Raw genomic sequence first — 25,735 nt, 5'->3', positions numbered from 1 at the left:
GCGGTGCATGATTGATGGGGTCTAGGAGTTTACTTAGGTCAGTCATCAGTCAGCAGTTTTCTCCAACCAACCACATTTGCAGGCCCTTTACGGCGCAAGATAAAGTTTCTGACTAAACGGCCTATAAAGCTTTCCCCAAGCCCTGCAAGTTTAATTATCTTATTTGATTCATTGACTGTCCAAGCTATTCTGGCACCGCGTGCTTTTTCGTAATTAGACAGAGCTTGTGGCAAATTATCTAAGTGATTGATCACTTGGTCAGCCAAGCAATTAACATCTTCCAGTGACATACCCGCACCTTGTTGTAAACTAGGCGGGCAGCCATGTAATGCATCCCCTATTAAAACGACACTTTGAAACACCGAGTCAGTTTTCATGACACTTTTTAGCTCCCCACGAATAATGTGTTCACTAGATGGCATGGTATTCAAGCAGTGCAAGACCGGCGCGGTATAGTTTGCAAAAAGGCTGTATAACGCTTCTTTCGTTGGCATGTCGTAATAGGTTTTTGCTGTGTCAGTTACATGCGCATAGCAGTACACCTCATCCTTACTGATTGGGTAAATCATGAATAGCGTGGTATTACCGACATAATACACGGGCTGAAAGTTGTCGGATGGTGCCGGTGCAATAAAGCGCCAATTAGTGACCTTATGCTTTAATAAAGACGTGTCAGGCTGCACCATTTGCCTAACCTGAGAGTTTATGCCGTCGGCAGCTACTACAAGGTCGTAGGTTTTTGAGGGCCCGTGATTCAATGTGACGAATACACCATTTTCAGTTTGTTGAATATCTGTTGGCCAAGTATGAAGTTGAATCTTATCAGCGATACCGGCCCTTAATATACGCATTAACTCATCACGTTTTAATGCGACAAAAGGGCCCTTGCTTAATGGCGCTTCCATGAGCGATGCTTTGGTCAATGTCTCGCCATTCGCTAAGGCATACTCAATGGAATTTACTTGATGGGCGCATTTGATAACTGTGTCTGACATACCTAATTTATCGAGCTCTATCATAGCGTTAGCAGGTAAACAAATTGCGGCGCCTTCATTGGTTAATACGGTCGATTTTTCGATAATATCAACATCAATAGTATGTGACTTTAAGCGGTGGAATAATGCGCATCCAGCAATTCCAGCGCCAACGATGAGTACCCGCATAGTGTTTGACCTTAATTTAGAGTGTTCTTTGCATTATATTATTTATTTTACAACGACATACTAACAGGAGTGTAGTGAAAAATATGATTTCTTATACTTGATGATAAGTTGGGGTTGTCGTAATGGGTTGTGATAGCACCATAACCAGGAAGCAATGGCACGTGTGCTAGCAACAACGTTTTTGTTACGTGCCATATATGCAAAATACAGAGAAAAAAGTGCGAATGGTGCTCAGTGATGTTCAATTATTTTAAGTACTGTGTTTTTGATTGGCGTTTTGTAATCACATTTTTTATATCTAACTGTGTGTTCTCTCGCGAGTCTTTAACATTTATGCCTTCATGTTTTAACAGCCATAACTTTCGTTCGATACCACCGGCATAACCAGTAAGCGCACCATTACTAGCAACAACACGATGGCAAGGCACGATGATACTGATCGGGTTTCTGCCATTAGCACCACCGACAGCTTGTGCGCCTTTTGGGCGATCCACTTGTTTGGCAATATCTAAATAGGAGCGAGTTTCACCAAATGGAATTACGCCAAGAGAGGCCCATACCTGCTGTTGAAATGCCGTGCCGATGGGGTCAAGTGGTACGGTAAAGGCATTGCGCATACCGCTAAAGTACTCTGTGAGCTGCTGTATACTTGTTTGTGTTATATGGTTTTTATTCTTAGGTTTAATTTCATCCCCACAAAATATGACATGTCTTAGCCCAAGGTTTGATGATGCACATTCAATCATACCTAGGGGGGAATTAACGTAATCGATGAACATAAATGTATCTCCTAACAGATATAATATATGCGTTGCTTAAAGTGCTTTTGTTGGCTTATGTATATCGTGGTTAACATCATACTGGTTTTTGGAAGAAATACTGGCTGGAACTAGAACTAATTAGGAAAAATTGAAAGTGGGTGTGTGCAAGTGGGGAAATAATCACAGGGAGTATGTATATGGGTAAAGCCTATTGAAGTTTTGTCTGATTTTCACTCTAAATGTAAATGAATGTGAAAATTAAACCGTTCCATGGTGTGTGTAATTTGTTTCTAGTGTTTATTTTTTGTATTAATTTTGTTTTTTTAATTGTTATTGATTTGTCTTTAATAGGTACTTAATCTTAGTTTTTCGTACTGTGTTAATTTTTGTATTTTAAATCAATTATTTGTGGTGGTTTGGTCGTAAGTTTTTTAACTCAACGTTCTGTGTTTTGTTAACAGGCTTGGGTTGTTTTTGTTGCTAAAAATAACTGAGTAATTAATTTAATTTTAATAATAATTTCATAATAGATTATTATATTCCCAGCCCATTTGTCAGATGGGCTTTTTTGTACAAAAAGTAGGCTAAAAGTCTCGGTTTAAATAATTTTAACAAAACCAAAGAGATAACACACACGGGAATATTATGTTTAACTACACACGGGCTCGCGGGCGACTGCGACATTTAAGGCGCTATATTATAGCGGGAGTTTGTTCCAGCATGACGGCAGGTCACGCTGCTGCCAATGTTATTTTCACTGAATATGTGGAGGGAGGCGGTAGTAATAAAGCGATAGAAATTACTAACGTTGGTACATCTAGTATTGATTTGAGTAAAGTGTCAATTGCGTTAACAACCAACGGTAAAGCGTTTGCTGATGTAACGCCAATTACCCTAACTGGTACTTTGGCAGCAGGAAGCAGTCATGTATTAACCAATGGGGGTGCCGTCGATGCTTTAAAAGCACTAAGTAATGCGACGAGCAATGCAACCAGCTTCAATGGTGATGATGCCTTAACTTTATTGTTAGATGGCAAAATTGTAGATAGTTTTGGTCAAGTTGGTACCGATCCGGGTAAAAACTGGGGGAGTGGTGACACAAGTACCAAGGATAGAACCTTGCGCCGTAAGGGCAGTATACTCGTTGGTGATTTGATATCTGATGATGCGTTTAACCCAGCCAATGAGTGGGTTGGCTTTGCCAAAGACACCTTTGATGGGCTCGGTTGTTCTGGCGTTGCTGCATGTGGTGGTGATGGCAATATACCATCGAAAATCAGCGGTATAGCAAAAACAATCATCAATGCAGATAGTCGTTATGATTTTACGCCAAATGTCACTAATCTCGATAATGATACGCTGACATTTAGTATTGAAAACAAGCCAAAATGGGCTGATTTTGATACGAGTACAGGCAGGCTGTCAGGAGAGGTTAAGGCGGGCGATATTGGCAATTATAACAATATTGTCATCACCGTGAACGACGGCACTGCATCTGATGCACTTGCATCTTTTTCTATACTTGTTAGGCCAGCAGGGACAAATGATGTACCAAAAATTACAGGTACACCGTTGTCGTCTATTCAAGCGACTCGGTCATATAGCTTTACACCGAATGCCACGGATATTGAAAATGATACACTGGTATTTGCGATTGAGAACAAGCCTATTTGGGCCTCGTTCGATACGCAATCAGGTAAACTAACCGGTGCACCGAATGAGTCGCACGTGGGCGTGTACGCTGATATTGTCATCTCGGTTGCTGATGGTCACAATACAGCGCAAAGTCTTCCCGCATTTTCTATTTCAGTAACTGATAAGCCGGGCAGTAACTATGATTACAATCAATATTATGCGACTGCAATAGGTAAATCGGGCCCTGATCTTGAAGCGGCGCTCGCTTTGATTGCACGTCAAGGGCAAAAACAAATGACCTATACACAAGTATGGGATGCGCTTAAGTATACTGATGAAGACCCTGCAAATATCAATAATGTGATTTTGTTTTATACCGGTCGCAGTCAAGCCAAAAACACCAATGGTGGTGGCACAACTGACTGGAACCGAGAGCATAGTTGGCCAAAGTCACATGGTTTTCCAGAACAAAACCAATTTGGGTATACTGATATTCATCATTTACGCCCGACCAATGTGAAAGTCAACTCAGCCCGCAGTAATAAAGACTACGATGATGGCGGCGCGCCTGTCAGTAATGCACCAGGTAACTTTACTGATGATGACTCTTTTGAGCCACGGGATGCCGTAAAGGGGGATGCTGCCAGAATGATGTTTTATATGGCGGTAAGGTATGATGGTACCGATGGCAATATGCCAGATCTAACGCTTGTAAATACCATTAGTGGCAGTAAATCTGCAACATTGGGGGTACTATGTAATTTAATGCAATGGCACCGTCAAGACCCTATTGATACGTTTGAGCGTGAACGCCATCAGCGTATTGTGGAACAACAAGGTAATCGTAACCCATTTGTAGATAATGCTGAATTTGCCGAAACATTGTTTGCGAAAACGTGCCCAACTTTAGGGAAAACGGCCCCGGTTATCAGTGGGTCCCCGACACTTGAGATTGGTGCGGGTAGTGCGTATCAATTTACGCCATCAGCATCAGATGCAAACCGAGATACATTAATATTTTCAGTCACTAACAAACCAAAGTGGGCCAACTTTAATAGTGTAACAGGTACGTTGACAGGCACACCTGGAATAGCTGATATTGCGACATACCAAAATATTCAAATCTCAGTGAGTGATGGTGCGTTAAGTGCAAACTTAGCTGCGTTTACCATTAATGTTGTTGATCCAAAGACCATTAAGCACCCTCCAACTATTTCGGGCATACCGAATACCGGCGTATTAATTAATCAAGTCTATCGCTTTCTTCCTACAGCAAATGACGTAGATGACGATACGTTAACGTTTAGTATTGTTAATAAACCAAGCTGGGCAACCTTCAATACAACGACAGGTGAGCTGACAGGCACACCGACAAAAAGTGATGAAGGCAACTATGGCGGGATTGTGATAAGTGTTACAGATGGCAATACAGCCGCGGTTGAACTTGGCGCTTTTGCAATTCTGGTGAGTAATGATACGCCAGCGACGAATGTAATTTTTACTGAATATATTGAAGGCAGTAGCAATAATAAAGCGATTGAAATCACAAACTTCACTGGTAGCACGCTTGATTTAAGCCGAGTTAAAATTGTACTAGCCGATAATGGTAAGCCTTTGTCAACAAGTAGCTTACGTACACAGAGCCTGTCAGGCTTGTTAGTTGATAAAGCAAGTCATGTGATTGCTAATAGTGGTGCGAATGAGGAAATAAAAAGCCGCCAAAATAGCACGAGCACAGTGACTTATTTCAATGGTGATGACACTTTAGTCCTTATGGTGGATGATAAAATAACGGATGTGTTTGGTCAGTTGGGCACAGATCCTGGCAGCAGCTGGGGAACTGGTGATACCTCGACAAAAGATAAAACACTGCGGCGTAAAGTGGGTATTGTTGCAGGTGACGTTAACGGATCTGATGCGTTTGATCCGAGTGTCCAATGGCAAGGTTTTGAAAAAAATGTGGCTGATGGCTTAGGGTGTAGTGGGGTAGCTGCATGTAGTGGCAGTGGTACATCACCAATTGAACTTGGTCAATGTGGCGATAGAGCGACGCTGATAAGTGAAATTCAAGGTGCTAAGAGTACCAGTCCACTAGTCAATAAAGGTGTGATTGTTGAAGGCATCGTGGTGGCAAGTTACCAAGGTGCAGGTCAACATGGTGGCTTCTTTTTACAAGAAGAAGATAAGCAAAAAGACAAAAGTGACGCAACATCTGAAGGTATATTTGTTGCGCATACCGCCACGCAAGTGACTCCTGGGCAGCAGATCAGGTTTACCGCTAAAGTGGCGGAAAAATATGATCTTACTCAATTAGCCGAGGTAGGAAATATTACGACTTGTGCTACCAATGCGCTAGCGATGGTAACGCCTACGGCCGTAAATTTACCGTTTGCAGAAAATTTTGATCAAGAGTCTCTAGAAGGCATGTGGGTGACGTTACCCCAGAAGCTCCATGTTACTTTGAGCCATAATTTCACCAGATATGGAGAGGTATTATTATCTAAAGGCCTGCGGATACAACCGACGAATAAGTTCCCAAAAAATGACCCTAAGCGTCAAGCGCTTGCCGATTTAAACGCCCGAAATGTACTCTTAGTTGATGATGATTCTACACAACAAAACCCGGAAAGTATCAGTTATTATCCAGAGTTTAGTGCAGATAAACCGCTTCGTTCAGGGGCAAATGTAGCCGGTATCAGCGGTGTTATCCATTATGGGTTCGGAAAATATAAACTATTGCCGAACAGCGTACCAAAATTTGACAATGTGAATGCACGACGGAGTAAACCGTTTGACCGTAAATCATCAGAGCATATTCGTGTCGCAAGTTTTAATGTTTTGAATTATTTCCTTGACTTTAAAGGTCGAGGTGCAAGTAATGAGAAAGAGTTTAAGCGCCAGCGAAGTAAGATTATTCGTGCTATTACAGCAATGGATGCCGATGTTGTCGGGTTAATGGAAATTGAAAACAGTGGGTATGGCAGCAGCAGTGCAATTCAAAATCTGATTGACGGATTAAATGAGCGAGATAAACAACACACATGGCGTTTCATTAACCCTAAATTAGAAAAGGTTGGCTCTGATGCGGTAACCGTTGGGCTTATTTACAGAAGTGATAGAGTCCTTCCTGTTGGTATACCAGAGGTCGTAACAGATGCCCCTTTTGATGAACAAACCAAAGCACATCGCCCACCTATGATGCAAAGTTTCAAACCGCTTAACGGTGGCAAAGAAATCAAAGTAATTGTGAATCATTTCCGCTCTAAAGGAGGATCTTGTGGTGCTGACATGGACGATGATGTGCAAGGGGCGTGCAATGGGCAACGAGTGTTGGCATCAAAAACACTATTGAAACGGCTTGGAAAAGAGGTAAAACCTAGTACACCAGACGCTTCTATCGCTATGGCGCAACGATTGGCAATACAGACTGTTGATGAGCCAATATACGCAATCTTAGGGGATTTTAATGCATACGCATATGAAGACCCAATGATGGCATTTTATGATGCAGGTTTTGCTAATTTAAGCGTTGAGAAAGAAACAGGCAATAATTATTCATATTATTATGGTGGTATTGCAGGCAGTTTAGATCACTTATTAACTGCAAATACAACACTTAATAGTGTGGCACAAGTGATGCACTGGCATATCAATGCTGATGAAGCGACCGCTCTTGATTATAACACTGAAAATAAAACGGATGCCCAGCAAACAAAGTGGTTTGCAGAAACACCTTATCGCTCATCGGATCATGATCCTGTTATTGCAGACTTTGATTTAGCCGCGGTTGTGTTACCGGTAAATCAAGCCCCGACAGCAAACGATGATAAAACATCTATAAAGCAAGGGGAAACAGCAAGTGTTAACGTACTCGAAAATGATATAGACCCGGATTCGGATGTATTAAGAGTGACTTCGGCAACGCTTGTATCGGGTTCTGGCAGTGTGAGTTTCTCTGGGTCGGTTGTTTCATTTATCCCGATTGATAACTTTCTAGGTGAAGCCGTTATTAACTATATTATTGATGATAGTAATGGCGCAATTTCAACGGCGACTCTAACAGTAACTGTTTTAGCAAAAAATGCACCGCCAGTTGCCAATGATGACAATGCAAGTACCTTAGAAGATCAGCATGTTATATTATCTGTTTTGGATAATGATCAGGACGAAGCGAAGGCGTTATTGCAAATTACCGGTGTCAATGTATTGTCAGGAAAAGGAGTCGCAACTCATTCAAAAACAGCAATTACCTTTACACCAGAAAATAATTTTAATGGTGAAGTACGACTTAGCTATGATGTACAGGATGTTGAAGGAGCCTCTGCGACGGGGAATGTGACGATAAATGTTGCGGCGGTGAATGATGCGCCGATTGCCAAAGATGATATCGCTAGCACGTTTGAAGATCAAAACCTGATACTCGCGGTATTAAGTAATGATATTGATGAAGTTAAATCGTCACTAAAAATTACAGGAGCAAAGGTGTTATCAGGTCGAGGCGTTGTGACCTACTCTCAAGCAACGATTACCTTTACACCATACAACAACTTCCATGGTGAAGTGCGACTTAGCTATGATGTACAGGATGTTGAAGGAGCCTCTGCGACGGGGAATGTGACGATAAATGTTGTGGCTGTGAATGATGCACCAACTGCAAATGATGATATTGCAACAGCATCAGCACGTAAGGAAACTGAAATTGATGTATTGGCAAATGATGTTGATGTGGATGGAGATGCGCTAACGATTACTTCAGTAATCGCTGATACCGGTACTGTGCGTATTGATGGCAGCAAGCTAATTTATCAAGCGAGCGCATTGAATACGGGATCCGCGACTATTCGTTATGATATTTCGGATGGGACCGAGTCAGCGTCTGCAAATGTTAAAGTGACTATTAGCACGGTCAATATAGCGCCGGTTGCTCACAACGACGTGGCGACGCTTAATTTGGGCGAACAGTCAATTTCTGTTTCTGTACTTGCTAATGATACCGATGCGGATGGTGATACGCTGACAATTGCAGAAGTGCGCACAGATGTGGGTACGGCTGTGATAGAGAATAACCACATCTTGTTTACTAAAACCGACTCGTTTAATGGTACCGCACAGGTAAGTTATGTTGTGTCTGATGGGTTTGGTGGTCAAGATAACGCCATTTTGGAAATCACGCTAGTTCAGGACTTAACGCCAACAATTATAGTCCCTGCCCCCATGACAGTGAATGCTGTAGGGCAATTTACAGAAGTTGACACTGGGGTTGCAACTGCAGTTAACTCAAGCGGTGAGGCAATAGGAGTGCAGCGCCTCGATAGTCACTTTTTACGTTCAGGTGCAAATCAAATAAAATGGCAAGCATGTGACGCTGACAATGTCTGTTCTGAGGCGGTACAACATGTGAATGTGAGGCCATTGTTGAGCTTTGCGTCACCAAGTCAGGTAACACTTGAGGGGACAAAGGCTGTGATCCCTGTGTTATTGAGTGGTACACATTTTGAGTATCCAGTCACGGTTAGCTACACATTGACAGGTACCGCTAACGAGGATGATTTTAATACAGTTGCGACTGAGGTCATTATTACTCAGGGCACGCAAGTTGATATTGAAATAGATGTATTACCAGACGAATTGGTTGATACTGATGAAACCATTGTTATTACACTCGATGCCGAAAATGCGAATCTAGGTGCGCAAATAGCACATACAATTTCAATTTCAGAGTCAAACCTTTCGCCTGTTGTGACTTTGAGTATGGTGCAAGCAACGCAATCGCGTACAGTGATGTCTCAGCAGGATGGTATTATTCGCGTTCAAGCACTTGTAAAAGATCAAAACCCTGACGATACCCATACTATTACTTGGAGTCTATCGGGCGGATTAGCGGGCGATACCTCTGTCCTTAATGAAGTCAGCATTGATCCAACATCAGTTCAGCCTGGTACCTATCAAGTAGATGCGATTGTAACGGATAATGGTGGATTGTCTGATACACAAAGTGTGTATTTTAAAGTTGTTGCTGCAGCGCCTACACTTGATGCGTCGAAAGACTCTGATGGTGATATGATCAATGATGCGCTGGAAGGGTTTGCAGATGATGACCGAGATGGCATTCCTAATTATCTAGATCCGATTAATGCTCCGTGTAATGTTTTACCAACGAACACAAGTGACTGGCAAGCGGGTTTAATTGAAGTGGAAGCTGGAGTATGTATCTCTTTGGGAAGCGCCAGTCTTGGTAGCGCCAGTGCCGCGTTAACGGATGAGCAAATTCAAAATAGTCCACAAATATCCATTGATGAAACGATGGTTAATCATGGCGGAATTTTCGACTTTGTTGCAAATATTGCTTCTGGCATGCAGCAAGTTAAAATCGTGCTACCTTTACAGTCGGCTATTCCGGCCAATGCGCTATATCGGAAATTCTTACCTGAACAAGAGTGGATTACCTTTGTATCTGAAGGGGGGAACGAGCTGCACTCGGCACAAGGTCAGCAAGGGTATTGTCCTGCAGTTAACGATGGCAGTTGGCAGCCTGGGTTAGTTGAAGGCGCTTGGTGTGTGCGTTTAACTTTGGTTGATGGCGGTCAATATGATGCTGATGGTGTTGTTAATGGTAAAGTTGTCGACCCAGGAGGTGTTGGGGTTGTATTGAACAACAACGTAGCTCCTGTCGCTATAGATGACAAGGCTGACGTAAAGGTTAACCAGCATACAAATATTATGGTACTGAGCAATGACACAGATATCGACAATGATGTATTAACTGTCATTAGTGCCAGTGCAAAACTTGGCACTGTTCATATTAATAGTGATTCAAGTCTTCAGTATCAAAGCGCGCCTGATTTTATCGGCAATGATACAATTTCTTATACGGTGAGTGATGGGCAAGGTGCGATTGCAAGTGCACAGGTGCTGGTAACCGTGATCGCTGAGACGCTTTCGCAGAATCATGCCCCAACGGCTGTGAACGATAGTATAACAGTGTTTAATGATGAAATTTCAACCATTGACGTACTGTTGAATGATACTGATGTGGATGGAGATCGGTTAGTGCTGCGCAGTGCTACGACGGGTACGGGCTATGTCTCTATTGTGGCCAATAAACTGCGCTATCAGCCCATTGCTGGTGGTGCGGGGCAAGTACTTATTAGTTACACTATTGCGGACTCCCATGGTGCGCAAAGTACAGGTAGTGTTGCTGTTTTGGTAAAAAGTAGACCAATTGAGTTACCTGTAACGGGACAAGTAAAATCAACAGCCAGCAGCGGATCTACACCACTGTTAATTTTGATATTACTGTTTCCTGCATTATTACGACGAAGAACCAAGTAACATCGTAATATAGGCAACTGCATAAATTAAAAAACCCTTGCTAGGTAACCCTAGCAAGGGTTTTTTTATCGCTAATTTATGATTGCAATTGGTTGTTGCATAGAGTAACGATGGAGATAACAAAATAAGGTTTCAGAATTAAATACTTAACCTCAGGTTTGGATAAGGGTTTTGGCATAGGAAATATTTTGTAAACAAACTTACGTTTAATCCAATGATGATATTTTGTTCAATATCAAGGCGCTTTTATGCAGTAATAGCGGGCTATTACAATGAAAGCAACGGCGAGCGTGAGAAAAATAGCTTTATTGGGCAAATTCGCTTATCCAGAGCTGAGGTTACTTAACACGGGTGTACCGTGCATTGATGGGATAAAGCAAAAAACTTGAAATGTTATAATGTAGCAATTAGTATGTCGCGATAATATAACATAGCAGTAATTATACAATGAAAAAACGGTTACCCTCTCTTATCGTAAGCATGCTTTTTTCTGGCGTGGCGTTTGCAGAAAATGAGACCCAGTCAATGGAGTTGATTGAAGTCATAAGTAAGAAACAAGCGTACCGTGGCAACGTGGCTATTGCGCAGTTACCTCAATCAGTGTCAGTGGTCACCTCTGAGCAATTAGACTCTCTCGGCATTAATAACTTTCAACATGCGCTTAATCAGGTGAGTGCTATTTCGACACAAAATAACTTTGGTGGCTTATGGGAAAGTTTCGCAATACGAGGCTTTGCTGGCGATGAAAATTTACCATCGGCTTATTTAATTAATGGTTTCAGTGCGGGTCGCGGCTATAGTGGTTTGCGTGATGTGTCAAACATACAAGCGATTGAGGTGTTAAAAGGCCCTGGCTCTGCGTTATACGGCAGAAGTGAGCCTGGAGGCACAATTAACGTGATCACAAAGAAGCCATTATTTGATCAAAGTGGCTATGTACAGTTGTCACTGGGTGAGCATGATTATCAACGTCTCGAAGGTGATTATACAAATGGGGTTAATGATAAAACGGCATTCAGAGTAAATGGTGCATTTGAAAAATCAGATAGCTACCGAGATACGATTACCACTGAGAAGGTGGCACTAACACCGTCTTTTTTAATTAAGGTCAGTGAAGGTACACAACTGACTTATGAACTGGAGTATGCAAATCAAGCCATTCCTTTTGACCGTGGTATACCTGTTCTACCCGATTTAGACCTCCCGTCGAGTCGGTTTTTGGGTGAGCCACATGATGGGGCAATGAATGTTGATGCCATTGGTCATCAATTAGAAATATCACACCAGGTTAATGCAGTTTGGGCAGCCAATGCCGGTGTAGGTATCAGAGAGTCGTCTTTAGAGGGGTACTCATCAGACACTGAGCTCTCGCCAGGAAGACAACTACTTTATATTGATGGCCAAACTGTGAACCGACAGCGCAGATATCGAGATTATGATGCGACTGACCTTTCAGCCCGTGCGGAGCTAAGCGGTGCGTTTTCTATGCTTGGATATACCCATAACCTAATGTTTGGTGCTGATATATATGACTATGAGCTCGAGACACACCAACAACGCTTTAGAGTAGCATGGGGTGCTGGGGAGACGACATATAGTGTGAATGTGTTTAATCCAGTCTATGGTCAAGTGGCGCCGGAGCTAGCTGCAACGGTCAATTATTTAGAGCAGCAAGATGCATGGGGGATATACTTTCAAGATCAAGTGAATATGACGGACAAACTTCAGGTATTACTGGGTGCTCGATTTGACCGATTTAAACAAACCGTTGAAAACCACTTAGCGAGTACGCACAGTGAACACACTGAATCTGAGTTTAGTCCAAGAGTTGGGGCCGTCTATAGCGCATTCAATAACCTCGATGTATATGCGAGTTACTCGTCAGGGTTTAGGCCTAACTCAGGCGCTGACTATTTAGGCAATACATTTGCACCAGAAAAAAGTCGATCTTTTGAAACAGGCATTAAGTGGCTAAAAAACGATAAAGATGTTGAGCTGACGCTGGCACTTTTTCGGGCGACAAAATCGAATATTCTAACGGCCGATCCGGTAAATTCGGGTTTTAGTGCCGCCTTAGGTGAAGCGCAAAGTCGTGGTGTCGAGTTAGATTTTATTTGGAAATTGACGAATAATACAGAACTCACGAGTAGTTACGCTTATGTTGATGCGCATACGGTAAACGATATGGTGAATACTGATTGGGGAGTGAGTATTCCAGCCGACAGTCAACTTATTAATGTGCCTCAGCATAGCTACAACATGATATTGCGTCACTACACGCAGTTTGCAGGTTATGGTGTTGATTTTGGTGTGAATGTACAGCATGTAGGAAAAAGGTTAGGAGAAACAATTAACCCAGACTATGAATTACCAGCTTACACATTAACCAATCTATTTGCGAATATAACGTTATCAAGTGCGTTTATGTTGCAGCTGAACATCGATAACGCACTGAATAAACACCATTATACCAATTCATATTCAGCGTTGTGGACTATGCCAGGTCAGCCTTCGCAGTTTCGGGCGAGTATAACCTACCAATTCTAAATTATTACAGGATCAGGGCGTACTAATACTGCGCCTTTACAGTTATGACAAACAATACATTAAATAAACGGTTAGTATCGATTGATATACTGCGTGGCTTAGTGATAGTAATTATGTTAATTGATCATGCTCGGGAGCGGTTCTTTTTGCATCACCAAGTGGCTGATCCGATGGATATTCAAAGCACGGATCCAACGTTATTTTTTACTCGATTACTCGCACACTTTTGTGCGCCCATTTTTATCTTTCTGACTGGTTTATCAGCATTTTTGTACCAAAACCCCTTAAATCAACCACAGCGAGCCGTGCAGAGCTTTTTGTTAAAGCGCGGTGCGCTATTGATACTACTTGAAATGACAATCATTAACTTTTCGTGGTTTGCTGCCTATAACACATTATATTTGCAGGTTATGTGGGCGATTGGCGTCAGTATGATATCTCTGGCCGTATTGAGTTACCTACCTAGAATATGGTTAATAGGGCTGGGAATCGCAATTGTGTTTGGGCATAACGCGCTCTCACCAGTGACATTTTTACCTGATGAAATGGGCTATACACTTTGGACCATACTCCATGATAGAGGTTATTTGCTAACTGATGGGTTTATAAAAATCAAAGCATCGTATCCAGTGTTGCCTTGGATTGGTGTGATTGTGCTTGGTTATGTGTCAGGCCCGTTATTTACTAAATCTGTTGATGTTGCAACGAGGCAAAAAACTTTAATTGCTGGAGGTATTGCGTGTTTGATTTGCCTATGTATTTTAAGGTCACTTAATGTGTATGGGGAAGCAATAGACTGGCAAATACAAGATACCTTGGTGATGTCGGTTATGTCATTTTTAAATTACACTAAGTACCCACCCTCATTACCTTTTTTACTCTTTACTCTGGGGGTGGGCGCGCTGTTACTTGCATACCTAGAAAATGCACAAAGTAAAGTAAGTGAGGTATTACGTACATTTGGATCTGTGCCATTATTCTTCTATATAGTGCATTTATATGTATTGTTATTGAGCTATTTTGTGCTGTTTCAAATTTTTGGTCCGACGTTACATTTTGGTGCCAATAATACCCCGTACTTGGCGTTTCCTAATATCGAACTGATATGGTTAACTGCCGCGGTCCTTACAGGGTTACTTTACAAGCCATGCAAAGCGTTTGCTAAATTCAAGCATCGCAGTGAATTGCGGTGGGTGAAGTATTTATAGACATATTTAAAGTAGAGAGGGCTTTATTGGTATGGTCCTCTTTTCCTTTAAGTTGGCAGATGAAGTTCAAACAAATACGTCTCATGCTCATAAGTTTTATTACACCACTGGTGCTTTTCGGTTATCGCTTTTGGGATCTGTTGGTTGGTGGTTAAATGGAAACCGAAACGTTGATAAAAGTCTGCCAAGTGAGAGAATGGCAAACAATAAATATGTTCGTACTGCTTCGTATGTTTCAATAGAAAACGCACTATACCCTCTGCGAGTTTACGCCCTCTGAAATGTTCATTCACATACATCCCACCAAGTTCGGCATTGCTACTATCGATACGCTGTAGCCGACCTAACGCTACTTTTTTTCCATCTAAGAGTGCAATCGCAATCACCTCATCATTAAATTGAGAGGGCCGAAACCCGATCCTCTCATATTGTTTATTGACCCACTCTAATTCATCTAGTTTGGCTCGTCGCACAGTAATATTCATAATGGTGTGCCTTTATATTGGGTTAGTAATGCATAAAAATCGTTTAAAATAAGCGGTGTTATCTGTTGTTGCGCATTGATGCCGCGACGCTGATTATTACATTGATAATTCAATGTGCTACGGTATGGTTTAGATTATCATTGACTCAGATGTAAAGCTAATATGGCCAGCGATAGTATGCAAGCGTATATTTTGTACGTGAAAAGTGCATTAATGCGACGCGCTACAGCGGAAAAAGCGCGCGCGAGTGAACGCTACTTTCCAAATGGCGCTGTATGCTTAGGCGTAAATGCTGCAGACATAAAGTATACGATTAATGAGTTTCATCAAGCTTATGTCGATCTTACTGCGAATGACATGTTAGCCATAGTTGAAGCGCTTTTAGCGGATGCAAAGTACAATGAAGAAGTGCTTTGCGCGTTCGGATTGCTCAATAAATTTGTAAAGCGTCACTATGATGACCGTCTGTTAGATAGGTTTAAATATTGGTTAGAGCATTACGCGAGTAACTGGGCTATGGTCGATGATTTATGCATTAAAACCATTTATTTATTTTTGTTGTCTCGGCCTCATTTGATAGAACAAACACAGCATTGGGCGCGTTCAGAGGTCTGTTGGTGTCGTCGCGCGAGTAATGTGGTTTGGGTAAAGTTCATCGAAAGAAAAATTGGTAAAGAGGTATATCGATTAGACAAAGGGCTAGTGTTTAAAAATTGCGATATCTTGTTAAGTGATCCGGATGAATTCGTGCAAAAAAGTATTGGGTGGTTACTGAAAGTAACGGCAAAATATCACCAAAATGAGGTAGTTGGTTATATACAGCGTAATATTACCCAATTCCCTCGTGCAACACTGCGTTATGCAATCGAAAAAATGGACATCAATGTTCGTCAACGACTTTTGTCATGTTAGCGGAGGGCTCACTTTGTACAGAGACTATGAAAGAGTCGAATTGTGTAAAGTGAGACATTTAATCAGGCGTAATTATAGGTCTAAATAGAGCATCAGCATGTCTTTATGTTGGATCCCATTTTCAAAAATGGCTTCTTGATAATGTGTGAGAAAATGGTTTTTTACGACACTGTCGACACGAAACCCCAGTTGCTGGTAGTAACTTAATTGATAACCGAAACTACCAGTACCTAACTCAATGCGCGTCACGTTTTTCGTACGTATCTGTTGCAATGCAAAAGAAAGTAACTCAGAGCCAATCCCTTGTTTTTGATAGTCGGGCTCGACAGATATATTGAACACTTGAGCGGTGCTTTGTGATGTCAGCTTTGCTAAGCAAGCTGCTACCACTTGGCCGCGTTCCTCATAAACAAAGCACCATGAATCATCGCGGTATTTGCGAATGCTTTGTTCACATGGATCAGCTTCTAATAAAAGTGATATAGGTACATCATAGCCAGAAACTTCGCTAAATTTCATGGGATATTTCCTTTGATCAAATCTCACTAAAAATAGTATTGTTAAATTCAGCACTTAAAGCGATGAGTGCTGTGTGTCGTTTTACGCCGTACGTAAATTACATTACCTCAAGCTATGACACATGTACAATAATAGATACCTCATAATGAACTATCATTCCAGCTAGTTAGTAGGTAACCTCAGCCCTGGATAAGCGAATTTGCCCAATAAAGCTATTTTTTTCACTCTCGGCGTTGCTTTCATTTGTAATAGCCCGCTATTACTGCATAAAAGTGCCTTGATATTGAACAAAATATCATCCTTGGATTGTACGTAAGTTTGTTTTCAAAATATTTTCTATTCCAAAACCCTTATCCAAACCTGAGGTTAGATAGTTATAATTTATCCGTTTTGTTTATTGTATCGATCCTTATTGCGACCGTCACTTATGGCAAATGGTGAGTACTCATCATTGATATTCTGGGGACTCGGTTAACTGGAAGAGAAATAACTCATAAAAATGACAACGGCTTTTTGACATACTGGAGCGTTTTATCTAGCTTACCACGGAGTTAAATTTATGTTTAATTGGACTTGCTTAAACGCCTGCGAATGAAGATTACCAACAATACTCATTACTCAAGAAAATGTCAGCATTAAAGCGGCTTCACTCTTTAAATAAGGCTGCCGTTTAACATGAAATAAATGTTTAGAGAAATTGGGCACAATTGGTCATGGATATTCAAGTTCTACGTTAATAATATCTCGGTAGTGTGTGAAGCATACTACTATGCGTATTTATTGGGTCAGTGCGGAAAATTAAAATGTTATCTGCTGTTACAAATACAGCTGATTTGTAATATCAGGTAGTGCATCGCGTTGATGCACTACCTATAAATCGTGAGTGGTTAATATACAGTAAAGTAGCCTACTGTGACGTCACCTTCATGGTACAGCGCGTTACCTTGATGGTAGTAGACTTTCATGGACAGCTTGGCATAGTCGGTTTGCAAAGACATGCCGCCAGTATCTCTAGGTATAGAATACATGCAGTGGGTTTCACTATAAAAATAGTATGGATCACTTGGTTGAACAAAATAGTTGACTTGATTTTCGGAGCAATTTTGCAATACGTAGCCAGCATTGGCCAGCTGTTGTTGGACTGCCCGTACTTGCCGACCATATTCAAGTACCTCGGAGGTACTATTATAGCCTGATGCTAAATCTACATTTGTTGCCATAGACGATAAACTAAACACACAAGCTAAGCTTGTCAACGCTGCAGTAACTAAGTTTTTCACAAAAATATCCTTCTAATTTTCATTGCGTGAAGGCCAGTTAACATTGAAATAATGTTAACTATGGCGCTAAGTATTAGACGATTTAAATATTAAAGTTTTCTTAAATCAGTGCCTAAAGTTAAAACTCTAAAATTTGACTTTTGTAATTTTAATTTTGCAAGTGTAAATATTATGATGCTTTTTCACTGTGAACGACTTATGAGCATAAGCTTGTATTTGTCATTATTTATCTGTAGATTCCTTCGCTTTTTTTGGTAATTGGCTACCATAATTTATCTAATAAGGAGTATATGTGCTGGATGTTTCGGTGTTGCCTATGTTTTTAGGGGCTTGTCTGTTATTGGCAGTATCGCCAGGACCTGATTTGTTATTATTAATGAGTTATTCATCAATTAAGGGGTTTAAAGCGGGCACTGCCATTGCCGGTGGTATATTTTTTAGCAGGGTTGCTGCAAAGTGTTTTAGTTGCGGTCGGGTTAGCTAAGCTGTTGCAGTTTGTTCCTGTTTTAGCTGTTATGATTAAGCTTGTTGGCGCGTTGTATTTATTATGGTTAGGGATAAAACTCATTAAAAATTGGCATAATGCTGGAATATCGTGCACAAACGTATCAAAGCATGCTGATAAAAGTATGAGGCAGCTATTTTTATTGGGCATGTTAAATAATCTATTGAACCCTAAAGCTCTGTTATTTTTTGCCTTATTTTTACCTCAATTCATCAATACTCAAGCACCGATATTGACGCAAATTATGTTATTAGGTGTATTACTTAGTATGGTTACGTTAATGATTAACGTAATGGTGAGCTGGATGGTGAGTATAGCCACTAGTCAATTTACAGCGAAGATAAAGCCAGGGCGTTATGTCGATGGTATTTTGGGTATATTGTTTGTTGGTTTGGCTGCTCGACTTGCTTTGAGTAAATAAATAATGGCAGTGTGCTACAACTGGCAAGGGGCTTTACAGTATGGTTACTAGTTTGGGGAATCAAAATCTCATTGATAACCAACTATGGCAGGTTTATTGTGATATTTACTTTTCTGGCTATTTGAGAAAGCAGCCTTTATTACATTCACTCAATAATAAAAAAGGGGCTGTTATCAGTATTTGGAATCCATTGGGTGGGTATTTTGGCCAACTAAAAAACAATCAATTAGGACGGGCTAAACGAGCGTTATTGAGACATGTTAATCACACACATTTTTTGCTGTGGGGTTGCTCTAAAGATTTCACTTATAGAGAGTTAAGTGTGTTTATAGAGGTTAATCAAAACGAAGCTCAACGGTTTGCAAAGTTAGCGCAACAATTGGCGTACTATTATATTGAAGATGGTATGCTGGTACTAAAAAGTACTTATCAAGTAAATACCCAGCAGGAGTTGGGGAGATTATTGAAACACATAATAACAAGACCGAATTCATTAGGTTTATCTAATTTAACCTCAGGTTTGGATAAGGGGTTTGGAATAGAAAATGAGGCTTAAAGGGAATAGTTGATGATAAGAATCATGACCAAGTCAGATTTTGTTGAGTTTTGGCCTACGTTTGAGGCCATCATTTTAGCGCAAGAAACTTACGCATTTTCACCGAACATGAATTGCGATGAGGCATTTTCGTTGTGGTGTGAAAGCGCATTAGTGGCCTTTGTTTTTGAAGAAAAAGGGAAAATATTAGGGACGTATTATTTGAAAGCCAATGGGATGGGCCCAAGCAGTCATATCAGTAATTGTGGTTATATGGTTAGTGCAGATGCTAGAGGTAAAGGGATCGCTAGACAAATGTGTATACACTCACAAGAGGTTGCGGTTGAAAAAGGCTTTAGTGCAATGCAATACAACTCAGTAGTGTCGTCAAATCAAGTGGCAATTACACTGTGGCAAAAGCTGGGGTATAACATTATTGGCACAATTCCAAATGGATATTGTCATGGTCAATTGGGGTATATCGACAGTTATATTATGTACAAACAATTATCAGCTGTATAAAGCGCAGTTCTTTATATAGATGACATAAAGGCCCCTAAGAGGCCTTTATGTCATTGCGTAAAGTATAGACCATTCTAGCGCTAACCGACTTATGTAAAGTAACGACATAGCGAGTTTTTTGCCTTGTTATTACACCACTTACTTTAAAATCGAGCTAAGAATTTATTCACTGACTCTAATTCCCTACGTTTCAGGGCGATACAGGTATGCACACTTTCACTCACTTTCTCTAAGCTACGTTGGTAACCAGGTACAGCAGACACTTTCTCTTTAAAAAATGCTTGGGTTGTTTTCAAATCATGTATTTCACACCCATTTCCGGTATAGCTAGGCAGTGTTGGTAACATGAAAGGTGGCATTTTTTTACTAAGGGCCGCATAGTTTTCATATATCCAAGTTCTGAAGTGCTTTTTCCGAGATTCAGTATAACCTTGGCCTGAAAATATAATCCTTAAATCTGACGGAGTGACTTTGTCAGTTAATGCATAATCAAGTACTTTGCTTTGCAGTGTTTTACTACCAAAATAACTGAGTGCAGCCAATAAGTGTGTGCGTGTTTGTGGCTCTTTAGTTGTCTCAAAAGCATTTTGGTATGCTTTGAGTAAATCGACATCGCCATGATAGGCCGCCAATTTTAAGAATGTACCCGCAAGATATGGATCCACTTTTGTCGAGTCTGTTAAATACAGCGCGGTTTGTTGTTGAGCTGTTGTGATTATGCTTTGATCTTTTCCATCAAATCCTTGTAGAGCGATAACAATGGCACGCAAACTTGAAATGGCGGGTATTTCTTGCGGTTTCGAGGTCAAGCCATATTGCGCAATGGCAGGCTGAATACTCCGGCGAATGAAACCAGGCCAAAACTCTTCATTTTGTTTCGTTTTAAAGGTACTTTTTTGCGCACGAAGTAGTCGAATCGCATTGCTTGCAACACGGGGGTGTTGGTCACTGGCAAATTGTTCTAATGCAGCCATAAGCTGCCCTGCATTAATTTTACCTGCATCAAGCAGCGCATCAGCTGCAGAAAGCAAGGCGAGCCTTTCTCTGTCCGATAAGGCACTTTTAGCATGTTTCAATAAAGTATTAAATTGTTGCTCTTCTAACATCCAGCGATAATAGCCTAATGCACCTTTATCTGGATAAATCCATTGTGGTTCGAAGTCTAATTGTACTCTTTGTGATTCTTTATTGAGCAATATTTGTGTAGAAGCCACTTTATCACCTTTACCATATTTGATGGTGACAGGGACATTCCATAGCTGCTTGGGCGCCTCTACGCCAGCATTGGCGAATCGTTGTTGTGATAATGTGAGCATTTTCCCGCTTTTAGTCACAGAAATGAGTGGGAATGACGACTGTTCTACAAATGAACTTAAAACACTTGCAACATCTTTGTTAGATGCGAGGCTTAGCTCTCGCCATAAGTCAGCAGCTTCAGCATTTTTGAAGGCATACTTTTTCATATAAGCACGCATTCCTTTTTGGAAAGCGTCGGCGCCAATCCAGTTTTCGATCATAGATAAGACGGCGCTCCCTTTACTGTACGCAAGGCCAAGCCCATCCATAATATCTGCTTCGGTTTTAATGGGTTTCCTGATCGGTTTAGTTGATAATTGTGCATCGAGTGCCATAACGTAATTTTGTGGCAAGTCTAAATGGCTGTTAAACTCAGGGTTGAGCTGTTGGGTCACTTTAGCAGCCATCCAACTCGCAAAAGCCTCATTAAGCCACAAGTCATTCCACCATTTCATGGTGACGAGATTGCCATACCATTGGTGTGCCAATTCATGCGCAATTACAGATACATTGGTTTGCTTTTGGCGACTCGTTGCGTTGTTAGGATCAACCAGCAGTATATCTTCACGGTATGTGACTAAACCTGAGTTTTCCATAGCACCAAAGGGGAATTCAGGTACCGCCACCGAATCTAATTTCTTATAAACGTAGGGAATACCAAAATAGTCTTCTAGTACCTTTAAGACTTTGGGCATATTGTCGATGGCGTAATCTGCGAGCGCGAGTTTACCTTGTGGCGTGATCACTTTCCCTGGAATTGGCATACCTGTGATGGCTTTTTCTTCAAAGGGTCCCACCGCCATAGCGACTAGGTAGCTAGGGATAGGGGGGGTTACGTCGAAAAAGTGTGTGGTATTGGTTTTGTTTTTCTGTGCTTCTATCAGCGGTGTATTGGCGTATACCTTTTGATCATTCGGCGCTGTGATGGTTAATTGAAACGGAATCTTATATTGCGGTTCATCAAACACAGGGAATGCACGGCGCGCATCACTCATTTCAAATTGTGTAAATAGATAGGCTTTACCTTGATCTATGGTTTTATATAAGCCAACGCTTTGCTGATTATATGGGGCATCAAAATTGATAGTGAGCGTGTATTTACCCGGTTGTAACTGTTGGTCACAGTGCAGTCTTACCTTGCCTGTTTTCAGCATGGTATTGGATAAATCACACTCTGTATTACCAATCATTTTTGCAAGTTTAATAGCATAATCTAGCCCATTAATTTCAATATAATGAGTTGCTTCTAGCACGCTTAGCTCTATGCGGCTGATACCACTAAAGGTATCTTTATTTGGGTCTAATGTGAGGTGTACTGATTGTGAGCTTGGCTTAGCGAGTGGTTCAATAATGTAATCATTGTCTTCACTGGCGTGTGCAGTCTGCATTGCTAAGCTAATAGCGAGGGCTAACAAGCGTTTATAAAACATGGTTGGGGGTCCTCAATTATTCATGTTATTCGGTTACCTGAATACAGGTCTAAATATAAAATTGTTATTACTACAGACTATCAGTTCACTCATAGACATGGAAGCGTATGGGTAATAGTCAGAGAGCTGTTTTTACTGACAGGCATGAAGTTAAGTAACCTCAGGCTTGGATAAGGGTTTTGGAATAGAAAATGTTTTGTAAGTAAACTTACGTCCAATTCAATGATGATATTTTGTTCAATATCAAGGCGCTTTTATGCAGTAATAGCGGGCTATTACAAATGAAAGCAACGCCGAGAGTGAGAAAAATAGCTTTATTGGGCAAATTCGCTTATTCAGAGCTGAGGTTAAGTAGTTGAAAGAACCATAGGTTAGTGATATTCGATAAGCTCGTCTAAATTAATGACATATCTCTTTAACAGGGTGGGTTAGTATGCGCTTGAAAGTGCGTTTGATTGCGGTGTTACTGTTTACTTCTTTACTGCCGTTATTAGTTGTATTTGTATTGAGCATTACGCAGAGCTCCGAACAAGCGCGTCGCTTAAGCATCCAAGGGGCGTTGGCGCAAGTAGGAAATGCCGCGGCGCTGTTTGAGCGATACTTTATTCAGCGTAAGTCAGAAATTGCGCTAATGGCGCGAGACCCTCGTATACAAAGCATGGATTTTGTCGCCATGCGACCTTTTTTGATTGAAGAAAAAAGTTTGCAAAACAATGTATATGAGAAGTTTATCGTCGGTACCAAAGACGGTAGTTTTCATAATACGGAGGGAGGAAACCCTCATCAAAATATGAAACGGACGTTTGATGATAGTCAACCCTATTCGATGCAAAAAACCATTAAGAAACGGGATTATTGGAAAACAACGGTAGGTGAGAACGTTGATAACAAAGCAATAACGTTCGTTTCAGATCCGATGATTTCTTACACCACCGGCGTTCGGCAAATTGTGGTGAGTGCGAGTATTTTAAATAAAGAGCAAAAGGTAGTTGGATTGCTAGGTGGCAGTATCCCATGGCGAGAAGTTGACCGATTGGTTTCATTGGTCCAATCACAAGTAATGACGCAGTTCGATAAAGAAGCACGTTTCATGTTGGTCTCGAATTATGGGTACTATATGTACCATTGGGATCCAAGTAAGGTGATACAACTTAAGCGTCATAATGATACTTGGGTATTAAATGAAATTGGAGAAAAAGTATCGGTAAGATTAAAAATAAATGAGGAGTCGAATGAAGCGATTAGGGCTTTGGGCCTAAAAATGCTCGCAGGTCACACTGGGGTTATTGAGCTTAATGATCCGGATAGTCATGAGCCACAACATGCATTTTTTGCCCAGATCCCAGCCGCTGGTTATAGCATAGCCGTGGCTGTACCCAATTCGGTTTTTTTCGGGCCTGTTCAAGAGTTGAAAGAGCTTCTATGTGGCACCTTCATTGTGGTGCTTGTCATAATAATAGGCTTGGCGATAAAGTTATCAGCACAGATTTATGCACCAATACATAACTTGATTATGGCGTCTAAAGCACTTTCTGGAGGAGACTTTACTTACAAGTTGTCGAACTATAGAGAGGATGAATTAGGAGAGCTGAGTCGTGCATTTATGAAAATGCGTGATCAAGTGCACATGCGCGAAAATGAGTTAGAAAAGCATGTGAAAGAACGTACCCTTGCATTTGAGCAGGCAACAGAAGAAGCACAGCATGCGGTACTGATTAAAAGTCGTTTTTTAGCCAATATGAGCCATGAAATTCGAACACCATTGAATGGCCTACTGGGTATGCTTGAGTTATTACAAATGCAATCGACGCTGAGTGCAGAACAAATAAAATTATTAAATATGGGGACTACCTCGGGGCAGCATTTGTTATCTTTAGTGAATGATATATTGGATATTTCTAAGTTAGAAGAGGGCCAAGTAGAACTCGTCATTGAAGATTTTTTTTTTTCAGACATGTTAGATGAAATTTTAGTCATGTTAGCACCTTCTGCAGATCAGAAGTCACTTGAATTGGTCGTTAATTGTGATGCAAGCGTACCAAGCGAGATAAAAACAGACAAAGTTCGATTAAAGCAAGTCTTGGTAAACGTGATCAACAATGGGATTAAATTTACATCACAGGGGAGCGTGGAAGTACAGATATCTGCCAGCCAAGAAGCGACTCAGTGGCGCTTGCAATTCCGTGTGATAGATACAGGGATAGGGATTAAACCAGAGCAATTAGAACGGATCTTCCAACCATTTCAACAAGCTGATGACAGCACAACTCGAAAGTTTGGTGGCACAGGACTTGGGCTGAGTATTTGTCGAGAATTGGTCACATTGTTGGGGGGCGAAATCGCTATTCAGTCACAATATAACAGTGGCACGCAAGTGACGTTTGACATTTCAGTGTTAGAAGGTGAAACGCGCATTAATAATGGCGTTTTATCCATTGCAGAGCAGCCTTTAGTAGGCAAAGTATTGGTTGCTGAGGACAACCCAATCAATCAGATGGTCATTAATGCAATGTTAAGTAAATTAGGGTTGGAGGTGTGTCTTGTTGAAGATGGAGGATTAGCGGTTGAACAACTGGAATTGGAAGCTTTTGATTTGATTTTGATGGATATGCATATGCCTAATTTAGATGGTATTGAGGCAACAAAACAGATCCGTCGAAGTCAAAAATGGCGAGGTCTCCCGATAATAGCCACCACAGCAAACGTTTTACCGCAAGATATAGCACTATGCTATAGCGCAGGAATGGATGATCATTTAGGTAAGCCATTACAAATCAATGAACTACGGAAGACGCTGGTCCGTTGGCTTCCTAAGTAGTAAAAACCTTTATATATTAATTGCTTTTAACCTAGAACAGCGTATGTGGGTTGAGTGGTTGTAATTAACCTCAGCTCTGGATAAGCGCATTTGCCCAATAAAGCTATTTTTCTCACTCTCGGCGTTGCTTTCATTTGTAATAGCCCGCTATTACTGCATAAAAGCGCCTTGATATTGAACAAAATATTATCATTGGATTGTACGTAAGTTTGTTTTCAAAATGTTTCCTATTCCAAAACAGTTATCCAAACCTGAGGTTAATTAGGTTGCTTTAGGGGTGATCCCTTTTTCTTCATTATGCATAATTTTTGCACATTTACTTTCTAAATTCCCCATTATGGTTGTGGCAATTGCGGTACTTTTTGC

The 25,735-nt window shown here is 41.0% G+C and carries 14 protein-coding genes; 8 read left to right on the top strand and 6 right to left on the bottom strand.

The window, feature by feature from the left end; genetic code table 11:
• Positions 1–38 precede the first annotated feature (38 nt).
• Positions 39–1,163 (bottom strand): FAD-dependent monooxygenase, encoded by a 1,125-nt coding sequence (locus tag J8L97_RS04175; protein WP_211047991.1) that lies wholly within the window; start codon positions 1,161–1,163, stop codon positions 39–41.
• A 245-nt stretch (positions 1,164–1,408) separates the two neighbouring features.
• Positions 1,409–1,942: a methylated-DNA--[protein]-cysteine S-methyltransferase gene (locus J8L97_RS04170; protein WP_211047990.1), complete on the bottom strand. Its 534-nt coding sequence runs from the start codon at positions 1,940–1,942 to the stop codon at positions 1,409–1,411.
• 702 nt (positions 1,943–2,644) lie between these two features.
• Here J8L97_RS04170 and J8L97_RS04165 point away from each other — a divergent pair.
• The 3 genes from J8L97_RS04165 (at position 2,645) to J8L97_RS04155 (ending at position 14,646) form a co-directional block, all read left to right on the top strand.
• Positions 2,645–10,891, top strand: coding sequence for an ExeM/NucH family extracellular endonuclease (locus J8L97_RS04165; RefSeq protein ID WP_211047989.1), 8,247 nt, complete (start codon positions 2,645–2,647; stop codon positions 10,889–10,891).
• 447 nt (positions 10,892–11,338) lie between these two features.
• Positions 11,339–13,438, top strand: a complete 2,100-nt coding sequence (locus tag J8L97_RS04160; RefSeq protein ID WP_211047988.1) for a TonB-dependent siderophore receptor — start codon at positions 11,339–11,341, stop codon at positions 13,436–13,438.
• A gap of 44 nt (positions 13,439–13,482) precedes the next feature.
• Entirely contained in the window at positions 13,483–14,646 is a 1,164-nt protein-coding gene (locus tag J8L97_RS04155; RefSeq protein WP_211047987.1) for a DUF1624 domain-containing protein, read from the top strand.
• A gap of 47 nt (positions 14,647–14,693) precedes the next feature.
• On the opposite strand, the gene J8L97_RS04150 is transcribed toward J8L97_RS04155, so the two are convergent.
• Positions 14,694–15,131, bottom strand: a complete 438-nt coding sequence (locus J8L97_RS04150; RefSeq protein ID WP_211047986.1) for a GNAT family N-acetyltransferase — start codon at positions 15,129–15,131, stop codon at positions 14,694–14,696.
• A gap of 162 nt (positions 15,132–15,293) precedes the next feature.
• Between J8L97_RS04150 and J8L97_RS04145 the strand changes: the two genes are divergently transcribed.
• Positions 15,294–16,043: a DNA alkylation repair protein gene (locus J8L97_RS04145; RefSeq protein ID WP_247688523.1), complete on the top strand. Its 750-nt coding sequence runs from the start codon at positions 15,294–15,296 to the stop codon at positions 16,041–16,043.
• Between the two features lie 72 nt (positions 16,044–16,115).
• On the opposite strand, the gene J8L97_RS04140 is transcribed toward J8L97_RS04145, so the two are convergent.
• The gene (locus J8L97_RS04140; protein WP_211047985.1) at positions 16,116–16,562 is read right to left on the bottom strand and encodes a GNAT family N-acetyltransferase; all 447 of its coding nucleotides are present in this window, start codon (positions 16,560–16,562) and stop codon (positions 16,116–16,118) included.
• Between the two features lie 887 nt (positions 16,563–17,449).
• On the bottom strand, positions 17,450–17,842 hold the full coding sequence (locus tag J8L97_RS04135) for a hypothetical protein (protein ID WP_210998026.1): 393 nt from the start codon (positions 17,840–17,842) through the stop codon (positions 17,450–17,452).
• A 425-nt stretch (positions 17,843–18,267) separates the two neighbouring features.
• Here J8L97_RS04135 and J8L97_RS04130 point away from each other — a divergent pair, with 425 nt between their 5' ends.
• The 3 genes from J8L97_RS04130 to J8L97_RS04120 are packed head-to-tail and all read left to right on the top strand — an operon-like array spanning position 18,268 to position 19,825.
• Entirely contained in the window at positions 18,268–18,768 is a 501-nt protein-coding gene (locus J8L97_RS04130) for a LysE family transporter (protein ID WP_312037122.1), read from the top strand.
• Positions 18,769–18,808: 40 nt separating this feature from the next.
• Positions 18,809–19,324: a hypothetical protein gene (locus tag J8L97_RS04125; RefSeq protein WP_211047983.1), complete on the top strand. Its 516-nt coding sequence runs from the start codon at positions 18,809–18,811 to the stop codon at positions 19,322–19,324.
• Between the two features lie 12 nt (positions 19,325–19,336).
• Positions 19,337–19,825, top strand: coding sequence for a GNAT family N-acetyltransferase (locus J8L97_RS04120; RefSeq protein ID WP_211047982.1), 489 nt, complete (start codon positions 19,337–19,339; stop codon positions 19,823–19,825).
• A gap of 143 nt (positions 19,826–19,968) precedes the next feature.
• Here the strand turns inward: J8L97_RS04120 and J8L97_RS04115 are convergent, their stop codons facing one another.
• Positions 19,969–22,551 carry a M1 family metallopeptidase gene (locus J8L97_RS04115; RefSeq protein ID WP_211047981.1) on the bottom strand — a complete coding sequence of 861 codons (2,583 nt, stop codon included), beginning with the start codon at positions 22,549–22,551 and terminating at the stop codon, positions 19,969–19,971.
• Between the two features lie 433 nt (positions 22,552–22,984).
• Here J8L97_RS04115 and J8L97_RS04110 point away from each other — a divergent pair, with 433 nt between their 5' ends.
• Entirely contained in the window at positions 22,985–25,369 is a 2,385-nt protein-coding gene (locus J8L97_RS04110; RefSeq protein ID WP_211047980.1) for an ATP-binding protein, read from the top strand.
• Positions 25,370–25,735 lie beyond the last annotated feature (366 nt).

It is taken from the genome of Pseudoalteromonas sp. MMG012 (genome assembly GCF_018100875.1).
Taxonomy (GTDB): domain Bacteria; phylum Pseudomonadota; class Gammaproteobacteria; order Enterobacterales; family Alteromonadaceae; genus Pseudoalteromonas; species Pseudoalteromonas aurantia.
This window is presented reverse-complemented; position numbering and strand designations above follow the sequence as displayed.

What these genes read in the sequence shown, in the direction of transcription:
- J8L97_RS04160 (WP_211047988.1), top strand. Translation starts at nt 11,339, where the DNA reads ATGAAAAAACGGTTACCCTCTCTTATCGTAAGCATGCTTTTTTCTGGC.
- J8L97_RS04165 (WP_211047989.1), top strand. Translation starts at nt 2,645, where the DNA reads ATGACGGCAGGTCACGCTGCTGCCAATGTTATTTTCACTGAATATGTG.
- J8L97_RS04150 (WP_211047986.1), bottom strand. Translation starts at nt 15,131, where the DNA reads ATGAATATTACTGTGCGACGAGCCAAACTAGATGAATTAGAGTGGGTC.
- J8L97_RS04115 (WP_211047981.1), bottom strand. Translation starts at nt 22,551, where the DNA reads ATGTTTTATAAACGCTTGTTAGCCCTCGCTATTAGCTTAGCAATGCAG.
- J8L97_RS04175 (WP_211047991.1), bottom strand. Translation starts at nt 1,163, where the DNA reads ATGCGGGTACTCATCGTTGGCGCTGGAATTGCTGGATGCGCATTATTC.
- J8L97_RS04125 (WP_211047983.1), top strand. Translation starts at nt 18,809, where the DNA reads ATGGTTACTAGTTTGGGGAATCAAAATCTCATTGATAACCAACTATGG.
- J8L97_RS04140 (WP_211047985.1), bottom strand. Translation starts at nt 16,562, where the DNA reads ATGAAATTTAGCGAAGTTTCTGGCTATGATGTACCTATATCACTTTTA.
- J8L97_RS04155 (WP_211047987.1), top strand. Translation starts at nt 13,483, where the DNA reads ATGACAAACAATACATTAAATAAACGGTTAGTATCGATTGATATACTG.
- J8L97_RS04145 (WP_247688523.1), top strand. Translation starts at nt 15,294, where the DNA reads ATGGCCAGCGATAGTATGCAAGCGTATATTTTGTACGTGAAAAGTGCA.
- J8L97_RS04170 (WP_211047990.1), bottom strand. Translation starts at nt 1,942, where the DNA reads ATGTTCATCGATTACGTTAATTCCCCCCTAGGTATGATTGAATGTGCA.
- J8L97_RS04120 (WP_211047982.1), top strand. Translation starts at nt 19,337, where the DNA reads ATGATAAGAATCATGACCAAGTCAGATTTTGTTGAGTTTTGGCCTACG.
- J8L97_RS04110 (WP_211047980.1), top strand. Translation starts at nt 22,985, where the DNA reads ATGCGCTTGAAAGTGCGTTTGATTGCGGTGTTACTGTTTACTTCTTTA.